We start from the raw sequence: 21,074 nt of genomic DNA on the forward strand, positions 1-21,074 counted from the left end.
AGGGCGCGAAGTTCCCTTTGCGCCCCTTGCGTAATTTGTTGCGTCCTTTGCGGTTAAAAGCACTGTTAATACCCCGGATTTTGGTCTTTGATGTCGAGCGCCGGGCTATTGTCGATTTCCTGCTGCGGAATGGGCAGCAGTTCGTGCTTGTTAGCCTGGAAATACGACAACGGCTCCGTTTTCAGCTTCTTGTTTTTCCGCCACCGAACGATATCGAAGTTACGAATCTGCTCGGCCGCCAGCTCAACCATGCGCTCGTGTACAATCGCGTCGAACACCTGATCCTTGTTGGCAACCGGAAAGTTCTTGGTCGGGTACGATGGCATGGCTACACTCTTCCGGGCCCGCACCTGGTTCATCAGCGAGATGGCAGCGGCTGAGTTCCCCAGTTCGTTCTCGCACTCGGCCATCAACAGCAGCACGTCGGCGTAGCGCATGATCCGCATGTTGATGCCGCTCTGCTGGTTAGCCGCACTGGATTTGTACATCAGCGAATATTTCCGCCAGCTCACTTTAAGCGTTTTGCCGTTCACCACTGATGTGTTCCCCTGTACCATACTGGAGGTCAGGACAGTGGTCCCGTTGTTAAACATATCGCCTTCCGTCCAGTACGAAAAAGCGTAGCGCGGATCGTCCTTGGTATCGCCTTTCGCTACCATTTCGTACTCGTTCAGGATTTTGTTCGATGGGATTACGTTACGCCACGCGATGGCCGCGTACTCCTGCGAGCGAACCGTTTCCTCCTGCACGGCCGAACCATCGCTGTCGGCCCCCCAGTTATAGGCTCCACCCGAGGGCGCATAGACCACCTCGAAGATTGATTCGGCGTTGAACTCCCCTTCCTCTGTGGTTATATCCACGTAGTTGTCTACCAGTCTGTACAGCCCCGAGTCAATGATTTTTTTCAACTCCGTCCGGGCGTTGGTGTAGTCGCCCTGCTGTAGGTAGATACGCGCCATCAGCAATTGGGCGGCCGATTTAGTTGCCCGGCCCAGGTTGGCCCCTGAATAGCTGGCGGCCAGCCCTTTCTCGGCCTCCTTCAGGTCGGCAATAGCAAAATCGTATACCTCTTTCTGTGAGGAACGGGGCAGCGATCCGTTTACCGATTTAACGAACTCCTTGTAGAGTGGTACGCCCCCGAAGAACGTAGCCAGTTCGTAGTAGGCCCAGGCCCGTAGGAAACGTGCTTCCCCCAGCAGCCGGTCGCGGTTAGCCGCCGGTACGCCCTGCACCTTCGCTCCTTTTTCCAGCACGATGTTGGCACGGTGGATGGTCCGGTACCAGCCCTGCCAGATGCTGTTTATCAGCCCATTACCGGTATCATGCACCCCGATGAGCAACTGATTACGGGGTGTTTCGAGCTGACCGCCCCCCGACGCCATTTCATCACCGCGCAGGTCGTGCGTGAAGAACCACTCCCGCGACACCAGGCTATTGGATTGAACCAGGGCGTAAATGCCATTCACGCCCGCTGTCAGCTCACTCTCGTTATTAAAATACGTATCGAACGTAACGCCGTTGGGATTTACTTTATTCAGTTCGTCGTCGCTGCAGCTAACGGCCAGGCCAATCGACAGCGCACTTACTATCAGAATTTTTTTCATGATGATTAGTGGGTTAATTAAAAGCCAAGGTTAACACCTACGAGTAGCGTACGAGCCTGCGGATAGTTGGCGAAATCAATGCCATTGTTCAGCAGGTTGTTGTTCCGGGTTGCAATCTCCGGGTCATAACCTGTATACTTCGTGAAAGTGAGCAGGTTATTGCTCGATACGTATACACGCAGGCGGTTCATGTAGCCGCGGGTCGTTTTGCTGAGTACGGACGCCGGTATCGTGTAGCCGATACTCAGGTTTTTCAGCCGCAGGTATGAACCATCTTCAATGAAACGGTCCGACGTGCGCGAGTTCTGGTTGGGATCGCCACTGATCGAGCGGGGCACATCGGTATTGGTATTTTGCGGGGTCCAGGCGTTCAGTACATCGGTCGTAGCGTTGAACAGCCGGAGCTGCCCCTGGCCAATCACTTTTGTACCGTTGTAGATCTTGTTGCCAGCCACGCCCTGGAAGAACACGGTAAAATCAAAGTTTTTGTAATTACCGGTCAGGTTCAGGCCGTAGTTGAACTTGGGAATGTAGCTGCCCAGATACGTCCGGTCGTTGGCGTCGATCCGACCATCACCGTTCAGGTCACGGAACCGGATGTCGCCGGGGGCGGTTCTGTCGTTCTGGTAGAACGTTCTGTTGTTGCCGTCGATCGCGTTGGCGGCTTCAATCTCACCCTGGTTCTGGAAGATACCATCGACTACCCAGCCGTAGAACGACTGGATTGGATAACCCACTTCCGTCCGGGTGATGTCGAAGCCTCCAAAGTCGGCATTGGAGCCCGAGTTGATCGTCGCATTGGGCGTCGCCAGATTCAGCACCTTGTTACGCACCAGGTCGAATACGCCCGTAGCCGACCACTGAAAGCTCTTGCCGGAGTGATTGTACCCCAGGGCCAGTTCCAGTCCCCGGTTGCGGATACTACCCACATTGGCCAGCGGGCTGTTCGAGTACCCCAGCGAATTCGCCAGCGGAACGCGCAGCAGCAGGCCATCGGTTTGCCGCTCATATACGTCGGCCGTCAGGCTGATCCGGTTGTTGAGCAGCGCCAGATCAAACCCGATGTCGGTGGTATTGTTGATCTCCCAGCTCAGTTCGTTGTTACTCAATACGTTGATGTACGAACCCAGTTGCGTTGCGTTGTTGAACGGATACAGCGTGTTGTTGGCCAGCACCAGCGCCTGCCAGTCGTAATCGCCGATGGCGTTGAAGCCAGTGCGACCGTAGCTCGCCCGCAGCTTCAGTTCGGAGATCAGTGGTACGTTTTTCATGAACGATTCCTCACTGATACGCCAGCCTATCGAAGCCGCCGGGAACGTACCCCACTTGCGGCCAGGCGCGAACTTGGACGACCCATCGCGCCGAACCGACGCGCTCAGCAGGTATTTGCCGCCGTACTCGTAGTTGACCCGACCCACGTACGAAATCAGTAAGTTTTCATTCAGTGTGCTGGAACCGTTGGGGTTCGATACGCCCTGAATGACCTGAATGTTGTTGTCGGGGCGCTGACCGGTGGCCTGTATGAATCTCGACTCAGCCGACTGCCGCTCGGCGATGGCCGTGGCGTTGACGTAGTGTTTGCCAAACGTCTTGTCGAAGGTGAGCTGGTTGGTCAGCAGCAACGAGAAGAAGTTGGTGCGGTTTTCCGTCACGCTGGCCAGCGGGCGGCTGCGGTTACCGTCGTTGTAGATGGGCAGAAACCCGTTGAAGCGCGTCGTGGAAAAGTCGGTTCCCACGGTGAATTTATAGCGTAGCCAGTCGGCAAAGCGAATCTCGGCAAAGGCCGTTCCGAGAAGTTTAACGCCCCGGTCGGTCTGAAACTGCTGTTCCTGTTCGGCTACGCGGAGGGGGTTTTCGGGGTCGGTGGCATCGAGACCCTGGGCAGTCGTACTGAAACCGCCCAGCTTCGTCGGGTCGCGTTCCGGCCAGTACGGGATCATCCGCATGATATTCATGACCAGACTGCGTCCCCCCCCGTCACGTTCGAGCCGCCGGAAATCGGTCGACGCCAGCAGTGTCTGGCCGATGGTCAGGAATTTGCTGAATTTATGATCTGAGTTGATACGGAAGCTCTGCCGGTTGTAGTCCGTAAACGGCAGGATACCCTGCTGGCTGAAGTGCCCCACCGACATGTAGAAGCGCGACTGGGCATTACCACCCGAGATGGAAAGCTGGTTGTCGGTGATGGGCGCATTCCGGAACATGACGTCCTGCCAGTCGGTGTCGGTCTGGGCAAACGTCTGGGTAGCGCCATCATAAATTGGCGTATTCAGGTTATTGAAACGCCCCGGCACCGGTTGTCCGGAAGCTGTCAGTAGGGACGTACCATAGCGAATATACTCGTCGCGGTTGAGCAGGTCGAGTGTCCGCCAGGCCGACTGTGTGCCGTAGTACGAATCCAGATTGATGTTGATCTTGCCGTTGTTAGATCCCTTTTTGGTCGTAATCAGAATCACGCCATTCGCAGCCCGCGAGCCGTAGATAGCTGCGGCACTGGCGTCTTTCAGAACCTCCAGCGACTCAATATCCTTGGGATCGATGTTGTTCAAACCACCCGCCGGTACGCCGTCGATGACGTAGAGGGGATTTGGATTAAGGCTGATGGAGCCAACCCCCCGCACCCGCACAACGGGCTCAACCCCGGGGCTGCTGTTGTTGACAATGGAAACACCCGGTACACGGCCCTGGAGCGCCTGCTGGGGGCTGATGACGGGCAGGGCTTTCAACTCCTTGGGTGTTACGGTCGAAACGGCCGCCGTCAGCGACGATTTACGCTGGGTACCATAACCGACAACCACCACTTCGTTCAGGGCCTGCTGATCTTCCACCAGTTGGAGGCTTATCGTCGACTGGTTGCCAACGGGCACTTCCTGACTCACGTAGCCGATATAGCTGAAGACCAGGGTTGCCGATGAGCCGGCGTTGATGGTATAACGGCCATCGCGGTCGGTAGCTGTACCGCGATTAGTCCCTTTAACGACCACGTTCACCCCAGGTAAGGGGCTGCCCTGGCCGCTGGTTACGGTACCGGTCACCTGCTGGGCAAAAGCAGTTCCAGCCGCAACAGAGAGTGAAAAAATAAGGATTCCAAGTGGCCTCATCAGATTACCAGTGATGCGCCACAAACAGGTAGAGTACGACATAAAGTAAGGCGGGGTATAGTAACAAGTAAATTAAGTATATTTAGATATTATTTAACTATTCAAAGGTATGGCAATAAACGAAAAATCAAAGCTTTAAGCCAATTTTGTGTAATCAGAATTTTTATAAGGATTTTTTCTAGGCATATAGTTAGAGAAAAACGTTCAGCGTAGGCGGCTAAAGAAGCGCTGGGGAAGTAAGTTGTTGACCGAACTTGATTGACCTCTTCCCAGAAAACGACCTCGCTTTTTTTACCCCCTTCTATTTATTATCTACCTTAGCTACGATTAACTATTGCACTTCTGACGGCGTCTTGATCTCTCACCAAAAACTGCTTGTTCGCTGGCCTGTGTATGCAATCACGGGCTTTGTTGGTCTTTTTGTCGTAGTCGTCACTGCCCTGTGGCTATATGGCCACGTTGTTCAGGGAGAGGTCATTGACCAAACGGCCTGGATTATCTTAGGCGCATCAATACTCCGCTTATTGACTGTCATCATCGCGCTGGCCAGTATTCAGCAATGGGGGGAAAAGCTAGCTACCTGGATTATTCTTGGGGGATTATCGGGAGCGGCCAGTGCCCAACTGGCTTATCCTGTTGCCGAGCTAGTCGTTAAACTGGTCATTTTAGCCGGTTTGCTTGAGTATCCGGCCAAAGGAGTGGGTAATATGACCCCCACAGGTTGGTTTAATCTAGCCGCTGTCTGGTTTATATTTGGGTTGCCAGGAATCTTCTTCGTGCAGGCAGCTCGTAACTACCGAGATAGAAAAGGCCTGTCAAACACATGGGTATGGCTAGGTAGTTTACTGGGCATCATTGCCCTGGTTTCAATCGGCTTATTGATTGGGTAATCTACTCCGTGACCTCTTCTAACAAACTGGCCCTTACAGACTTTGTATGGGTCAACATCGATGGAGTACTCGTTGCGGCAGCAAGTTCAGTTTGGCCCGTCCCTACATCCTTGCAGCAGACTATGTCGATGGCATCGTTTCGAGGAAAATTTGCCAGAAATTCGATCTGCGTTGCGGTCCCCAGTGCCGTAGTGAGGGTTTATTTCCCTTTGATCTCGCGGGCGCGTTTCTGCAATTCGATAAGCCACTCCCCTGCTGTACGGTTACCGGCTCGAAATCGTTGTCGTTAATCAGTAGTTGCAACGGCTTGTCCATTACGCTCAGGCTGACCCTTAACCCAAGAACAGTCAAGGTATCTGATCGTAATTGTTGATATTTTCTCTAAAAAATTAGCTGTTCCATCACTGTTCGATACCTAATCGGGCGACGGAAATTACGCTGAAAATTCGGCTTCTTGTTACTTGATGATGAGTACAATATACCTTTAAGTATAATAGTTGCACTTATAAAATAAACAAATTTACTTAAGATTAAATCCAACCATTAGATCATATCGTATGTATACCAAGTTGCTATATAATTCCATTTACGCACTTTCATGGCAGTTCTATGAACACTTTGTATCATCTGGCCTGGTTGGACATAGTGAAAGCTATTCCGGTAGAGTCAACGGTACCTATCGCATCCTTCGCGAACGCGGTTCTGGCAATCCATCATATGCAAACCCAGGATACGTTGAATCAACGATTGACTGTAGTGACAAAAGACGATGCTTTCTTCTGGGTGTTGCCTATCGAGCTGGCTCAAAGACTAACTAACCGAGGCTTTCGGATTATACCCACCGAGCCGACAGCCTTAGCGCTTGATATTTTGCCTGAAAGCAAAGTGACTTTCACCACAATAGAAGCGTCCTAAATCCAGTTCGACCAACCAGCATTCAGTACCCGGACAACAAAATATTACCCCGATCACCTCTTTTTAATCACCACAATGCAACCCTACATTGCCATCCATTACAACGGCGTTCGGCCAACCTTCGCCTACATGGCTTCGCCTGAAGCCGCAAAAACGTATCTGAGCCAGTTGCTAATCAACCACCAGGCTAATACCAATGACCTGCTGACAATCGTTCGGGCCATCGACGATCAGATTATTTATTTCGGTCGCCGGAACAATACCATCGATAAACTTAGCCCGGAAGCTCCCGAACCATCATTCAGTTTCGCCCGGCTCTGGCGATCAATCCTGAAAAGTATAGCACAATAAAGCAGTCCGGACGATTCGTTCAGCCGTCCGATAGTCTTCACGCACTCCGCATGCTGTCAGTTTAACCCATAACTAAAATAACGCCGTTTAGACTGACCTCTTGGCGAGGTCAACCCATGCGCAGTTTCCAGCCAGTAGTTTCGCAGGTACCCAACTGTTCGAAGCATCTGCACGTAGTTCGCCCCTTTATTGACATACGAGTTGGCTCCCAACTGGTAGCACAAATCAATATGCCGACCAGCCTCAGACGACGTAAGAATTACAGTTGGAATCCGTCGAAGCACTGTATCCTGAGCCAGCAACCGAAGCGTATCCACGCCATTAAGAATGGGCATGTCCATATCCAGCAGGATCAGATCAGGCAACTGGTTGTCTAGCCGATGGGTTAACTGAGTCAGCAAGGTTGAACCGTTTTCAAACAACCGTAATTCACAGTCATCGAAATAATCGGCAAAAATGGACTGAAGCAGATACCGATCGTCCTCATCGTCATCAACTACATAGATCAAAAATTTGGTAAGACTCTCAAGCATACGGGGGAAATTGTGTTAATCCTATTATGCAACTGAAACGCAAAAATAATAATCTATAAATTAGTCAGATTAAGTATATATTAAACTCCGCTTAATCCAGCCAGGAACTTGAATGATACGAGAAGCATATTTTACATCATTAATAAGTACAGAATAGGGTATCAACGAGAAACTATAACAACTTGATGTTTAGCCTTTTCCTAATAACTTAAACAATCAGTCAAGTGTAAATAGCAATCAAGTTTTGCGGTATGACTACCTGTTTTGATATAATCAAAGCAGCCAAAACTAACCAAATCTACTCGATATTTTTTTATCTAAAGCACCAAAAATATAAGCTCAATTTCCCACTGTACTGAGCATTCTGATTATGAACCCACTCTGGCATAGGATTCGGGCAACGTCCAGCCTGAATAATTTGCCGCAAACGCACAACTCGTTTTCGCGTTCCCTACTGTACCCTTTATGCGTTCTGGTGAGGATAAGAGTTGTGAGGGTACAACTGACGTTGCTTAAGAAAACGTCCAAAACGTTGGCCAACTGACCAACGGGTTGCGCTACGGCACAAACACAAAATAGCGTCCGGCGAGCTCGCTTATTGTCAAAGAGTTTAACTGATTATTGATTATGAAGCTAGCGTACACACGCTATAGCTATCAGATGGGCGACTGATTGTTTGCCAGCGCATGATTTCAGCCGGTGAAGCGGACCTGGTAATCGAGCTTACTATTAACTGTATAAAGCTCACCAACGCTCAGCAAACCAGCCCTTGATTCTGAGCCAACTCATTCTGGGATTAGAATTGGCTATGTTCGTGAAGATATAGAGGGTAAAGCTGAAAGGCAATCGTTAGCTGCCGTATTGCTGCTGGTATAACCGCTGAATTTTATCCCGACTCCGTTTCAGCCGCATTTTAATAGCGCATTGTTTAACGCCGTACTGTCGGGCTATCTGCTCAATGCTGCAATTCTGCTCGTATTTCAATCGCAGCAACGTTACCTCGTCGGCCGACAATTGGGCCATTATCTGCTCCAGTTGCCGATGACGTTCTTCTACGATGACACCTTCGTTGGAATCGGCCAGTTGATCGCTGTCATCGTCGTCAATGGAATCCGTCGGCATCCGCTTTGCCAGCCGAAGCTGGTCCATGCAGTAGTTGTGCGAAATGCTGTATAACCAGGTTGAAAAGCTGGAGCGCTCCTGAAACATCTCAAGTTTAGCGAACATCTTCAAAAAGATGTCGTGTGTAAAGTCATGAGCCTTTTCAGAATCTTGCGTGATGGACAAACAGCGCCGGTACACTTTATCGACGTATCGACTGTATAGTTCTTCAAAACAGTCGATAGGCTGACTATCGCGGCATTGCCGGATCAGTTCTTCGTCGTTTAGGTGGGATTTCATAAAAAGTTACACGTATACAATAAAAGCTTGTTTCTGTAAACTTAATCAGCATTAAGACGATAAACTTTCAATTTGGTCAACTTCCACAATACTTCTATCATGAAAATATTTCGTAATTAAACGGTAAAATACTAATAAAAAAAAAGCAAGCAAATTTCAAAGCCTTAAATATTCCATCAACTAATTGATTAATAGATCATTATACCAAATAATTAATTTAACACATTGTTGCCTTTTTTACTAATACGACTCGTTAATTCCTTTAATTCAAATGAGTTTGCTTACTCACTACATAGTTAGTCGAAACAAAGGCCGATCCGACCGGTAGTGTAAACAAATATATTTATTCATAGCATGAAAATCTTTCTGCCTCTTATTTTACTCATTACCATTACGGTAGCCGGTGCGCAAAGCGACACGGCTACAACCCTAACCCATAACGAAACGGCCCCGTGGCTACCCGCTGTGCTGATTGTTGTAGCTGTTGTATTAATTTATGGGTTGGTGCGACGCGGTCGACGGTAACTATTTTTAAGGAGGTAACCAATTAACAACTCTATCTTTCAAGGCGATTACACGCTACGTTGGGTATAGCCATCTGTCATTCGTCGCCGTATATTGTCGTTCGTCGGATATGGGTGGACTTGTTTTCATACAAGCCTGTATGTTTGTGAGTACCTTCATCAGTCAGGATCATTAGCGTCCAATACCCTTCATGAACTGGAACCGAACGACATTCTGGGGCATCACGTATTACCAACTGGCACTAGTACTAGGCCTGTATGCGGTAGCTGCGTTACTCTACGATGGATCGCTGACAATCAGCCAGCGGCCATGGTCTGAAAAGCCCTTTCTGACCGATTTTCTGGTAGAGTTTCCACGTATTCTACTGGATTACTCGCTGAAACTGCTGTTTACCGCGCCTATCTGGTACCTGTTGTTTTATCGACTGAAGCATTTGTCCCTTGCCCGACGACTCCTCCTGCACCTCATTCTGCTTCCAGTGTTCATCCTCACCTGGCAGGTAGTTTATTACGCCATATCAGACGCCCTGGGTATTGGCCGTCTTCGCAACAATGGTATCATCTGGGATACGTACATCGGCTCGCTGTTTTATCTGGTACAGTTCGGCATCTTTCACGCCTTTGCTTATCACCGCGATCTCCAGAAACAGCATGAACGGGAAGCAAAGCTGCGCGAACTAACACTGAAGAGCGAATTATCGGCGCTCAAGGCGCAGTTGAATCCGCATTTTCTCTACAATGTTTTTAACACAATCAGCGCGTCGGTACCGCCTGCGCTGGAGCATACCCGCGAGATGCTCGCTCAACTGTCGGATATGTTTCGCTATCAATTACAGGCGTCCAAAAGCGAAACCGTTACGGTGCGCGACGAACTTACATTTGTGATGAAGTACCTTGACCTGGAAAAAGCCCGCTTCGGCGACCGACTGCGCGTGAGGCTGGCCGTGTCCGACGACGTACTGACAGAACATATTCCGCCGATGCTCCTGCAACCGCTCGTCGAAAATTCAGTGAAGCATGGCATTTCGCCCCTGATCGATGGTGGTGAAGTAAGCATACGTATTGAACGACAGAACGGCCAGCTCCATATTGAAGTAGCTGATACAGGGGTGGGCTTGAATGGCACAACCCAACCCACACAGCCTTCGGGGGGGGTCGGGCTGGCAAATACCGTACTGCGGCTGGACAAAATGTACGGCAGCCAGGTTCACCTGATCAACAACCAACCCAGCGGCCTGACGGTCGCCTTTTCCATTCCGCTTTGATGCAGAAAGTAGTTATCATCGACGACGAAGCCGCCAGCAGAACGCTGATCCGACAATATCTGGAAGCCTACCCTCAGTTAATCGTTGTGGGCGAAGCTAACAACGGGGTTGATGCCGTCCGGCAAATCAATGAGTTTCGGCCCGATCTGATCTTCCTCGACATTCAGATGCCCGGACTGACGGGTTTCGACGTATTGAAGCACCTCGACGAAATTCCGCAGATTATTTTTTCAACGGCCTACGATCAGTATGCCCTCCAGGCTTTTGACGTTCATGCCGTCGATTACCTGCTGAAACCTTATACCCGTGAGCGGTTTGCACAGGCCGTCAACCGGATTAGCAGTAGTAGCATACAAAAAATACAGCCGCTGGCCGAGAGTCTGCTCAGTCCTTCCACTTATCCGGAAAAAATACTGGTCCAGACTGGCAATCGACTCCTGGCCGTTTCCGTAGCCGATATCCTCCGGATCGAAGCCGAAGGTGACTATTCTAATCTCGTTACGAACAAAGGAAGCTTTCTGAGCAATTATGGTATCAGCAGTCTGGAATCGAAGCTGAATCCGCAGCAATTCATACGGGTTCACCGGTCCGACATTATCAACCTGAATTTCATTCGCGAAATCCAGAAGTATCCATCGAGCTATGACGTCATCATGCAGAACGGCGACGTAGTGCGGGTCAGCCGATCATACATGGATCGGATTCGGGAACTGACGTTCTAGAGACCGTAGTAAGCAGTTTGGTCTTATTTGTTGCAACGGCTTTACCAACACATCACGCAGGTATGCACCAACGATGTAATCGGCAACTCAGGCGTGTTCCTTCAACCACTCGGACACTCCTCCATCGTACATACTCATTAAATCAAAGTCTCACGCAGCACTTTTCAGGTTACGGTAACGTATCGTAACCCGGCCTAAGTCAACCTCTCTACGTCCTTCTCCATAGAGCGTACGGATCAGAGTACAACATAACGAACAAGCTGACACGCTGGCTCATAGGGCAGTTACCCAGTGCATCGTTGCTCTGGCTCGATTCCCTTATCAGGCAACTTGGTCTGTACACCATCCGTCCGGCGGTACCCCGGTTCACATGGGCCGGAGGGGTGGTTTCTCCGACTTTTTTTCTTGGCAAATCCTATAAATTGCTACATTATTCTCATTTTTATAGATCTAGCCAGTTGTACCGTTAGTCTTATGCCAACCTCGGTACATTTATAGATAGCTTTATTTAATACGTAGTATGCCCGATCACCAGCAACCCACTCATTCGACGCCCTCACTCAATCAACGACTAGATGTTGACTTTGCGCTTCGGGCGGCCGGACTTGGCGTCTGGGAGTTTGATCCACTAACCCGGCTCCTACACTGGGACGACCAGTGTCGACAGCTCTTTGGCCTGGCTCATAATAACCGTTTAGCCTATGAACAAGCTGTTCGGTATATACATCCCGACGACGTAGATCGGGTTATCCAGGCTGTTCAGCGGGCTATATCGCCCCAGTTCAGAGAAAGCTACGATGAAACCTACCGTACCCTGGGGGCCGACGATGGACTCCTGCGCTGGGTACGATTTGTGGGACGTTCCTACTTTACCGAAACCGGTGAACTCAGCCGCTTTGGCGGTATTGCTCAGGACGTAACCCAGCAGGTACTGACCCAGCAAAAACTCGAAAGTTCCCAGAAACAAATACTCAATCAATTCGAGCAGACACCCGTGGGTATTGCCGCTATCAGCGTACCTGAACTGACGTTTCGCTCAGCCAACCCCTTCTATGCTCAACTAGTGGGTCGCTCGCCCGAGCAGCTCATTAACAAGCCGCTGTCTGAAGCTATCCCGGAGACTCAGAGGCAGAGGCTTGATCAATGGGTGCAGCAGGTTATGACTACCGGACAGTCTTATACTGACCAGGAAGTGCCTGTGCAACTTATCCGGCGGGACCAACCTGCAACGATTTACATAACGTTTACCTACCAGCCCCAGCGGGGTACCGACGGAACCGTAGTCGGCGTATTGATTGTAGCCGTTGAAGTGACCCAGCAGGTGCTGGCTCGTCAGGAGGTGCTGGCCGAACAAAGCCGCTTACACACCATCTTGGAGGCATTGCCGGTGGGTATTCTCATTGCTAATGCGCAGGGCGAGCTGATCTACGGCAATCCCCAGGTCGAGCAGATTTTTCGGCATCCGTTTCGGGTCAGTAAGGATATTGAGGCTTATAAAAACTGGCAGTTATTTGATCCACTCACCAGTGAACCCTTTCCGCTGGAAACCATGCCGATGGTGCGGACATTATTACAGGGCGAAACGGTGGTTGCTACGGAGATGAAACTCCGGCGGGGCGATGGTAGCTGGGGCTATGCGACTGTCAACACCGTACCCGTTTTTGATTCTCAAGGAGCCATCAAGTTGGGCGTAGCGGCTTTCATCGATACAACGGATCGAAAGCAGGCGGAAGAGGCCCTTCGACAAAGTGAAGGGCGGTTGCGGGCTGTCTTGGAAAGCATAACCGATGGCCTTTATATTGGTGGCATGGACGGCATAACCCTGGCCAACCAGGCGGCTTTGGAACAGCTTGGCTTTACCAGCGCCGACGAGCTTAACCGTCATATTAGCATATTGGCCGAAGAGATACAAACGCGCGACTGGCTAAGTGGAGAGCTTATTCCGATCGAGCGGCAGGCATTTGCCAGGGCGCTGGGGGGCGAACACGTAGTGCAGGATGTGCTGGTACGGCACCGCCTGAGTGGCGAAGACCGGGTGATGCGTTGTGCGGCCTCTCCGGTAGTAGCCAATGGTCAGGTCGTGGCGGCCGTGGCCATCAACACCGACGTAACCGAGTTCCGGCTCGCCGAAACGGCGTTGCGAAAGAGTGCGCAACAACAGGCGTTCCTGCTCCAACTCAACGATCAGTTACGTCCCCTGGACAACCCAGTGGCCATTCAGCACCAGGCGGTTACCGTACTGGGGCAGTATCTGGGAGCGAACCGGGCGGGCTACGCCGAAACGCAGCCCGACGAAGCCCTGGTGGCCGTCACCCGTAATTACGTAGTGGATGTGCCGGATCTGGAAGGCGTTTACCAGTATAAGGATTATGGACCAGCGCTGTTAAGCGATCTACAGGTGGGAAAAACGGTCATTCGTTCGGACATTGCCCATGACCCTACCTTAACTGAAGCCGAAAAGCAAGCCCATGCCATTCTTGAGTTAGGAGCTACGATTAACGTGCCCTTGGTCAAACAGGGCAGGCTGGTGGCTATCCTCTTTGTTCATTTTAGCCAGCCGCACCACTGGTCGGCTGATGAAGTGGCGTTAATCGAGGTAACAGCCGAGCAAACCTGGTCGGCCGTCGAGCGGGCGCGTTCCGAAGAGGCCCTTCGGCAAAGCGAAGCCCGCTACCGGCAACTCTCCAAAGAGCTGGAAGCCAGGGTGCAGACGAGGACGCATGAGTTAGAGCTGGCCAATCAGGATCTGCAACGCTCCAACGACAACCTCCAGCAGTTTGCCTACATAGCCAGCCACGATTTGCAGGAGCCCCTGCGCAAGATTCAGTCGTTCAGTACCCTGCTGGGCCAGTACCTGGGCGACCAACTCGATGCCACCGCGACCGATTATCTGGAGCGTATTGTCAAATCCGGCTCCCGGATGTCCAGGCTGATTCGGGACCTGCTGAGCTACTCCCGCATCGCTACCCGTCAGCAGACCTTTGGGCCCATTTCACTCGATACCGTAGTGGCCGGTGTACTAGATACGCTCTCACTGGAAATTGAGCAACGCCAGGCCCAGGTTGAAGTAGATGAATTACCCATTGTCAAAGGAGATAGTTCACAGTTGATGCAGTTGTTTCAGAACCTGCTGAGCAATGCCCTCAAGTTTACGCCTGCTCCTCAAAAGCCTCAGATACGTGTGGAGTATTTCTACCGGCAGTTGGCCGAACTGCCCGCCGAAGTACGGCCCAGCCAGTCAGCCCCTTTCTACCACCAAATTAGTGTGAGCGATCAGGGAATAGGTTTCGACATGAAGTATATGGACCGGATCTTCCAGGTTTTTCAGCGGTTACATAGCAAAACCGAATTTCCCGGAACAGGCGTTGGGCTGGCCATTTGCCAACGAGTGATAGAGAATCATGGCGGGGGCATCACGGCCAGCAGTACACCAGGCCAGGGAGCCACCTTCTGCGTGTATTTGCCCGCTTAACGGTTCTTATTCTCCCATAAAGTCCGTGTCAGTTAATCGATTGTCATACCACCTCTGCTGAGAGGTTCGTTTTATAATCAGTGCCTTCGGCGGCTCAATTGTTAGTTGTCCCATAGGCGAATTACGTTGCACTACATCAATAGCTAGCTCTTGGAAAACAACAACCAACACCTCAAGCGACTTTTTGAGGAGTATATTTATACGATCATTGCCAAATACATTGATGTAGTCGACGGCCCTACCCAAACTCGCCTTGTTAATCTATACAGCCAACTTCACAATCAACTACATCCGGAGACACCCAGACTGATTACCAGTCCGGACCTTACCGGCCAGACAAGCGTAAACAGGGAGAACCATGCTGAACTCATTCAGGGCTTACTCTTGCACTACCAAAATCAGATAGTGAACATCATGGCACATATTCAACGGATGGATCAGTTGATTGAAAGAGCCAAAGGTTCATCTCAAAAACCTCTTCATTCGTCTATACTTAACCATTACCAACTCGTACGAGAGAATTTTGTCATTTCATTAAAAAAGACGCAGTTACTCTGTCAATGTGAGTTATTCAGGCCGACAACTTAGTCGGTATGTATTGCCATTTCATTACCATCTTTACAACAACTAATTAGTCCTTATCAATCAGCTTATTTACTTTAAAAATGATAAATCACTTCCGTATTGATTTGTCATTGAACCAACGATGAAATAGCTGACTGAAACGGTTATTCAGTAAAAACAGCAGCTTTCTTACGCATTGTTTTACTCTCCTACAAAACAGACATTTAGTCGTATGCGTAAGGTAATCATTCGACTTTATAGTTAGCTCATTGTACCTTTCTATTGAAGAGTTTCAATCAAATTGGGTCACGGTTACCGGCTTGAACACTTCCTTAATTGAGTGGTTTAGGCAATAAATCCTTCGCTACAGCCATGAACAACCCACAACAAAGCGATTGGTTTCATGGCGATTCCAGCCAGCCCGACAATCTTTCTGCAAGTGAGAAATACCTGATGCTGGTCAATCATATGCAGCAGGGGTTCTGTATCATTGAAGTATTGTTTGATGAGACAGGCCAACCGCTCGATTATCGCTTCCTGGAAGTAAATCCCGTTTTCGAACAGCAAACCGGCTTGGTTGACCCCGTGGGCAAAACGATGCGGGAACTTCAGCCGGCCCATGAACAACACTGGTTTGACACGTACGCTCAGGTGGTCAAAACCGGTCAGCCGATTCATTTCGAGAATCAGGCCGCCCATTTAGCCGGTGGAGTCTGGTACGAAGTCTTCGCTTTTCCTTTCGGCCCTGCTACGAATCACCAGGTGGCGATTCTGTTTGATGATATCACGGCCCGCAAAAAAGCTGAAGCGGCCCTGCGTGCCAGCCAAAAGCAGCAGACCTACCTCCTGAAGTTAGCCGATACGTTGCGAATGTATGCTGATCAACCGAATATGCCGACAATTGCCTGCCAACTGCTAGCTCAAGAGCTGGGGGCCATTCGGGTCAACTACGCCGAGGTAAAGACAAACACCTATGTTGTTGAGCACGAATACCATTCGGCAGGGTTATCGAGCATGATCGGCCAATACGCCATCAGCAGCTTTAGACCCAACGAGCAGACCGCTTTCAAAGCCGGCCGTACCGTTGTGATCAGCGATATTGAAGCCGAAGCGAACGTGACGGATGAGCAGGTAGCCGCTTACGCTGATCTGAATGTGCGGGCCTTTATCTCGGTACCCCTGCTTAGGCACGGTAAGCTGGTCGTGGTGCTGAGTGCCATTCGTGAACAGCCGGGTCCCTGGCAGCCCGAAGAGATAAGCTTAGTGGAAGAAACGGCCGAGCGCACCTGGACAGCCCACGAGCGCGCCCGCGCTGAAGAAACCTTGCGGGCTTCGGAGCAAAAGTATCGTACCCTGTTCGACTCCATTGACGAAGGCTTTCATATCAGTGAGCTGATTTACGATCAGGCCGGACAGCCCGTCGATTATCGCTTTCTGGAAGTCAATCCCGTATTTGAGTGGCAGACCGGTCTCCAGAACACAGTGGGCCGGCTGAGCAGTGAGATAGCGCCCAACGTTGAATCGTACTGGCTCCAGGCTTATCATCAAGTCGTGCAAACCGGTCAGCCGATACGTATTGAGAATTACAACCAGGCCACTGATCGGTGGTATACCGCCTATACCTCTCGAGTAGGCGGGGCAGACAACCGGCAATTCGTGGTCGTCTTTGACGACATCACTGAGCGCAAACAAGCCCAGGAAGCGTTACGCCACAGCGAAGAGCAATTTCGTATGTTGGTCACGGCCTCCTCCGATATTGTTTATCGGATGAATCCAGACTGGACGCAGCTGCATCGACTCATCGGCACAACGTTTCCGGCCGATATACAGGATTCGAATGCTACCTGGCTTCAAACGTACATTCCGGCTGAAGATCAACCGCAGATACAGCAACTGATTCAAGAAGCCATCCGCACCAGAACCCCTTTTGAATTGGAGCACCGAATCATGCGGGCGGACGGAACCATCGGCTGGATGTTTTCCCGGGCGATTCCCATGCTCGATGAGCAGGGCACCATTCAGTCCTGGCTGGGCGCATCCAGCGATATTACCGCACGCAAACAAGCCGAAGAAGTTCTCCAGGAATCCAACCGACGCAAGGATGAGTTTCTGGCTATGCTGGGTCACGAACTGCGGAACCCACTGGCTACGGTGTCTAACCTGCTGTTGGTTCTGGAACTAACCGACGGAACCGACGAAAACTTGTCCTACCCAAAGGCTGTCAGGCTAATGAGCCGGGAAGTAAGATACATGACGCGCATGGTAGATGATCTGCTGGATGTAGGCCGCATCCGTTATGGTCTGATTCAACTTCACAAACAGCCCATTGATCTGGTGACGTTGGTGCGTCAAACCGTCGAAGTGGCCCAGCCGCTTTATGAGCAGCAGCAGCGGCAGTTAAGCCTAGCTTTGCCCCCTTATTCACTTGTGATGCAGGGCGATGAAACCCGGCTAAAACAGGTGCTGATGAATCTGCTGACTAATGGCCTAAAGTACACCCAGCCAGCGGGTCACGTGTGGGTTAGCCTGGAGTTAGCAGACAATTCGGCGCTCAGTAAGCAAGCGCTCCTGCGGATGAAGGACGATGGCATCGGAATCGCTGCTGACCGGCAGGAAGCCATCTTCGATATTTTCGTGCAGGGCGAAACCACCCTGGACCGGCCCCAGGGCGGCTTAGGCCTGGGCTTGGCTGTGGTTAAGCAACTGGTGGCTTTGCATGACGGCAGTATTGAGGTACGTAGTGAAGGACCGGGGCAAGGCAGTGAATTTTTAATTCGGTTGCCGCTGACGCTTGAGGTCTCCGGGTCGGTCACAACCGGTCCATCTATTTCTTCTTCCGCTAAAAGCAAGGGCCGGGTGTTAGTGGTGGACGATAATCAGACGCTGGCCGATATGACGGCTCGGCTGGTTGAATTGAGCGGCTATGAAGCTCAGACCAGCTATAGTGGTGCCGACGCACTATTGGTGGCCCAGCAGTGGCGACCGGATATGATGTTGCTGGATCTGGGCATGCCCCACATGGACGGCTTTGAGGTAAAAAGGCGGCTTACCGAGCAGCCGTGGGGCAACACGATCTCAGTTATTGCATTAACGGGCTATGGTCAGGAACCGCTCAAAGCCCAAACGGATCAGGCCGGTTTTGCGGCTTACCTGCTCAAGCCGCTTAACCTATTGCGGCTTCGTGAACTGCTAAGGGCGATAATGCCCCCTGGCAACTCCGACTCGTAGCCACAAGGACTGCTTGGCCAATGCCTATGCCCTTATGTATATACTCGAGACTATCTTCCAATCGCCAGAAATCTGGCTTCGTATAGATCTACAAGGACTTCATACTTGTCTTAGTCCCCTGAAGAGTTGGGGAACCATCTTGCTCATTTTTAACAGATGCAGCAACAACTTGAAGACTGGTATCTGCGGTCGCAGGATGATCTGAGATACCCTGAACTCAGATCAGCAATGGCAGAATAGTATTACAACCACGCGGATCAACAACGGAAAGCCGTACAAGCAAGGCACTTACCATCCCGAAATAATTCAGGCAGCGTAATGTCTCTGGTTACGCAGGCTATTATACTTACAATAAAAAAAGTCAGCCAACCAGTAAGTTAACTGACTTATAATCAATGTGATCCCGTTTGGATTCGAACCAAAGACCGTCTGCTTAGCTTACCACTACAGCTTTCGCTGCTGCACAGGAACAACACATCTGTACATTTGTGGTCTGGACTATATCTTCACCATATCTATTTAAGACACAGGTGGTTGCCGTATAGTCTCTACACCTTTCTCCCGCCCTGGGGAGACTTGGCTCGGTATTATCATTAACCTGTCGACCAATTGATGAAAGAAATGCACCAAGTGCGGTATCCACAAACCCTTAAGCGACTTCTATAAATCAAAGACGCATAATCAGGGGAGTTATGTGCTATTGTAAACAGTACTTCAATCGGAAAGCAACCCAACGATGGATCGATCGAAAATGTAAAGCCCTTATTTACAAAGGTGGCGCCTGTCACGACTATTACTTGTCTTTGTCAGACAGCCACTACTCCGTTTTTGAGTTTTACCACCTAACACCTGCTCAGAAAGACCACGATTGGACTAAACTCCGTCTATTGTCGTGGGAAGCGATCCTGCAGGAGCTGGATAAGTACATACTCCTTTGCGCAAATTGCCATCGAATCAGGCACTCAAGGTCAGAAGACTTCACCGAATTTGACAACATCCCATAAGTAGTTTCCCCTCTTATGGCTCCTCATTTAAAGGCAGATGCTCTATCCAACTGAGCTACGGGACCTAAGAAAAAAGGTTTACGGTTTTCGGCTACTACGTTTACAGCGACTGTACTAACTGAAAACCGTAAACCTTAAAACTGTAAACCTTTTAATCGTCGGGGTGGCAGGATTCGAACCTGCGACCACCTGGTCCCAAACCAGGTACGCTAACCGGACTGCGCTACACCCCGAATATCTTTGCTGCGGAGAGAGAGGGATTCGAACCCTCGGTACCGTTACCAGTACGACAGTTTAGCAAACTGTTCCTTTCGGCCTCTCAGGCATCTCTCCTTTTGAAACCGCTGCTCATCGCGCGATTGGGACACAAATATAGAGGGATTTGGCGTTTACAACAAAACCCAAACCACAAAATCTTTTCAAAATCGCTAATTTCGCCTTTCCTCGAAGGGGTTGATGAAGCCGAAGTACGTTAGAATCAGCCTTATACTCTATGTTGTAATGAACTGGCTTTATTCGTTCTCGGCCACTGAATATTGGTTCATTGGTATTTTTATTACACTGTATGTGCTCTACATCCGGCGCACTTTCCGGGTGGCTCGGCAGCTCAATACGTCGGCCTGGGGCGTTATTCCTAAATTTTTCCTGCGCAGTACATACCTGGCCCTGATGTTACTGGCCTTGCAGGGTCCTTTGTTCGGCGAAGGCGAGCGCAATGTGGCTACAGTGGGCCGGGATGTATATCTGCTGGTCGATGTTTCACGCTCCATGGATGCCAGTGATATCGTACCTACCCGACTGGAACGGGTAAAATACGACATTCAGCAGTTAGCCGATACGCTCCCTTCCGACCGCTTCGGGCTCATCCTGACTGCATCTGAATCGTTTGTATTGTCGCCCCTTACGGCCGATCACGAAGCCTTTAAGCGATTTGTTCAGGATGTACGTACCAGCATACCCGCCCGGGGAGGGACCGATCTCTGCAACGCGCTGGAACTGGCCCGCCAGAAACTCCTGACCGACCCCAGTACGCGCCAGAGTACCAAAGCCATTGTTCTGTTCAGCGATGGTGAAAACTTCGGCCCCTGCGACCGCGCTGGGCTGGCCCGGCTCCGAACGTTTGGGCTTCCACTCATTACGGTGGGGATCGGCACCGAGTCGGGATCGTCGATTCGGGCGGGACGTGATTTTGTTCGCGACGACCAGCGGCAGATCGTCCGTACCCGACTAAACCGGTCGTTTCTGCAAAGCCTGGCCAGCGATGGCCGGGGGCAGTATCTTGAAGCTGACGCCGAAGGCCGGTACGTTAATGAACTGGCGGGTATGCTCCGTTCGCTGCCCGGCCGGACAATCGATCAGAACCGGGTACTCATTGCCACCAATAAATATTATTATTTCCTGCTGGCGGCCCTGGGTTTGCTGGCATTTGATCTGCTCGTTATCATCCGGACGTTTTGGCTGTAAGGCAGACTTTTTTGAACTTTCGTCTTACTTTTGCCC

At 50.7% G+C, this 21,074-nt stretch carries 13 protein-coding genes and 2 tRNA genes; 9 read left to right on the top strand and 6 right to left on the bottom strand.

The genetic code is table 11. The features are described from left to right. Positions 1–65 precede the first annotated feature (65 nt). Complete coding sequence (locus BN8_RS14470; RefSeq protein ID WP_009282651.1) at positions 66–1,604, bottom strand: RagB/SusD family nutrient uptake outer membrane protein; 1,539 nt, start codon at positions 1,602–1,604, stop codon at positions 66–68. Between the two features lie 17 nt (positions 1,605–1,621). Next, complete coding sequence (locus BN8_RS14475; RefSeq protein ID WP_009282652.1) at positions 1,622–4,747, bottom strand: SusC/RagA family TonB-linked outer membrane protein; 3,126 nt, start codon at positions 4,745–4,747, stop codon at positions 1,622–1,624. A 212-nt stretch (positions 4,748–4,959) separates the two neighbouring features. Here BN8_RS14475 and BN8_RS14480 point away from each other — a divergent pair, with 212 nt between their 5' ends. The 3 genes from BN8_RS14480 (at position 4,960) to BN8_RS14490 (ending at position 6,861) form a co-directional block, all read left to right on the top strand. Then, positions 4,960–5,595: a hypothetical protein gene (locus tag BN8_RS14480; protein ID WP_009282653.1), complete on the top strand. Its 636-nt coding sequence runs from the start codon at positions 4,960–4,962 to the stop codon at positions 5,593–5,595. A gap of 609 nt (positions 5,596–6,204) precedes the next feature. Next, a complete protein-coding gene (locus tag BN8_RS14485; protein WP_040005819.1) occupies positions 6,205–6,510 on the top strand; it encodes a hypothetical protein in 306 nt (101 codons plus the stop codon). A 75-nt stretch (positions 6,511–6,585) separates the two neighbouring features. Continuing rightward, positions 6,586–6,861, top strand: coding sequence for a hypothetical protein (locus tag BN8_RS14490; protein ID WP_009282654.1), 276 nt, complete (start codon positions 6,586–6,588; stop codon positions 6,859–6,861). Positions 6,862–6,917: 56 nt separating this feature from the next. Here the strand turns inward: BN8_RS14490 and BN8_RS31740 are convergent, their stop codons facing one another. Next, on the bottom strand, positions 6,918–7,394 hold the full coding sequence (locus BN8_RS31740; RefSeq protein ID WP_009282655.1) for a response regulator: 477 nt from the start codon (positions 7,392–7,394) through the stop codon (positions 6,918–6,920). Positions 7,395–8,243: 849 nt separating this feature from the next. Next, positions 8,244–8,795: an RNA polymerase sigma factor gene (locus BN8_RS14500; protein ID WP_009282656.1), complete on the bottom strand. Its 552-nt coding sequence runs from the start codon at positions 8,793–8,795 to the stop codon at positions 8,244–8,246. Between the two features lie 354 nt (positions 8,796–9,149). On the opposite strand from BN8_RS14500, the gene BN8_RS33315 reads away from it, so the two are divergent. From BN8_RS33315 to BN8_RS31750, 5 genes are all read left to right on the top strand, one after another. Beyond that, positions 9,150–9,320, top strand: a complete 171-nt coding sequence (locus BN8_RS33315; protein WP_009282657.1) for a hypothetical protein — start codon at positions 9,150–9,152, stop codon at positions 9,318–9,320. 190 nt (positions 9,321–9,510) lie between these two features. Further along, entirely contained in the window at positions 9,511–10,584 is a 1,074-nt protein-coding gene (locus tag BN8_RS14505) for a sensor histidine kinase (protein ID WP_009282658.1), read from the top strand. Next, on the top strand, positions 10,584–11,306 hold the full coding sequence (locus tag BN8_RS14510; protein ID WP_009282659.1) for a LytR/AlgR family response regulator transcription factor: 723 nt from the start codon (positions 10,584–10,586) through the stop codon (positions 11,304–11,306). Before BN8_RS14505 ends, BN8_RS14510 begins: the two co-directional genes overlap by 1 nt. A 520-nt stretch (positions 11,307–11,826) precedes the next feature. Further along, positions 11,827–14,778 carry a PAS domain-containing sensor histidine kinase gene (locus BN8_RS31745; protein ID WP_009282660.1) on the top strand — a complete coding sequence of 984 codons (2,952 nt, stop codon included), beginning with the start codon at positions 11,827–11,829 and terminating at the stop codon, positions 14,776–14,778. Between the two features lie 936 nt (positions 14,779–15,714). Beyond that, positions 15,715–18,570 (top strand): ATP-binding protein, encoded by a 2,856-nt coding sequence (locus BN8_RS31750; protein ID WP_009282662.1) that lies wholly within the window; start codon positions 15,715–15,717, stop codon positions 18,568–18,570. Between the two features lie 1,162 nt (positions 18,571–19,732). Here the strand turns inward: BN8_RS31750 and BN8_RS14535 are convergent. Next, positions 19,733–19,807 (bottom strand) — tRNA-Pro (locus BN8_RS14535). A gap of 13 nt (positions 19,808–19,820) precedes the next feature. After that, a tRNA-Ser gene (locus BN8_RS14540) sits at positions 19,821–19,907 on the bottom strand. Between the two features lie 168 nt (positions 19,908–20,075). Between BN8_RS14540 and BN8_RS14545 the strand changes: the two genes are divergently transcribed. Beyond that, positions 20,076–21,038 (top strand): vWA domain-containing protein, encoded by a 963-nt coding sequence (locus tag BN8_RS14545; protein ID WP_040005821.1) that lies wholly within the window; start codon positions 20,076–20,078, stop codon positions 21,036–21,038. Positions 21,039–21,074: the final 36 nt, after the last annotated feature.

This window comes from Fibrisoma limi BUZ 3, from assembly GCF_000296815.2.
GTDB lineage: Bacteria > Bacteroidota > Bacteroidia > Cytophagales > Spirosomataceae > Fibrisoma > Fibrisoma limi.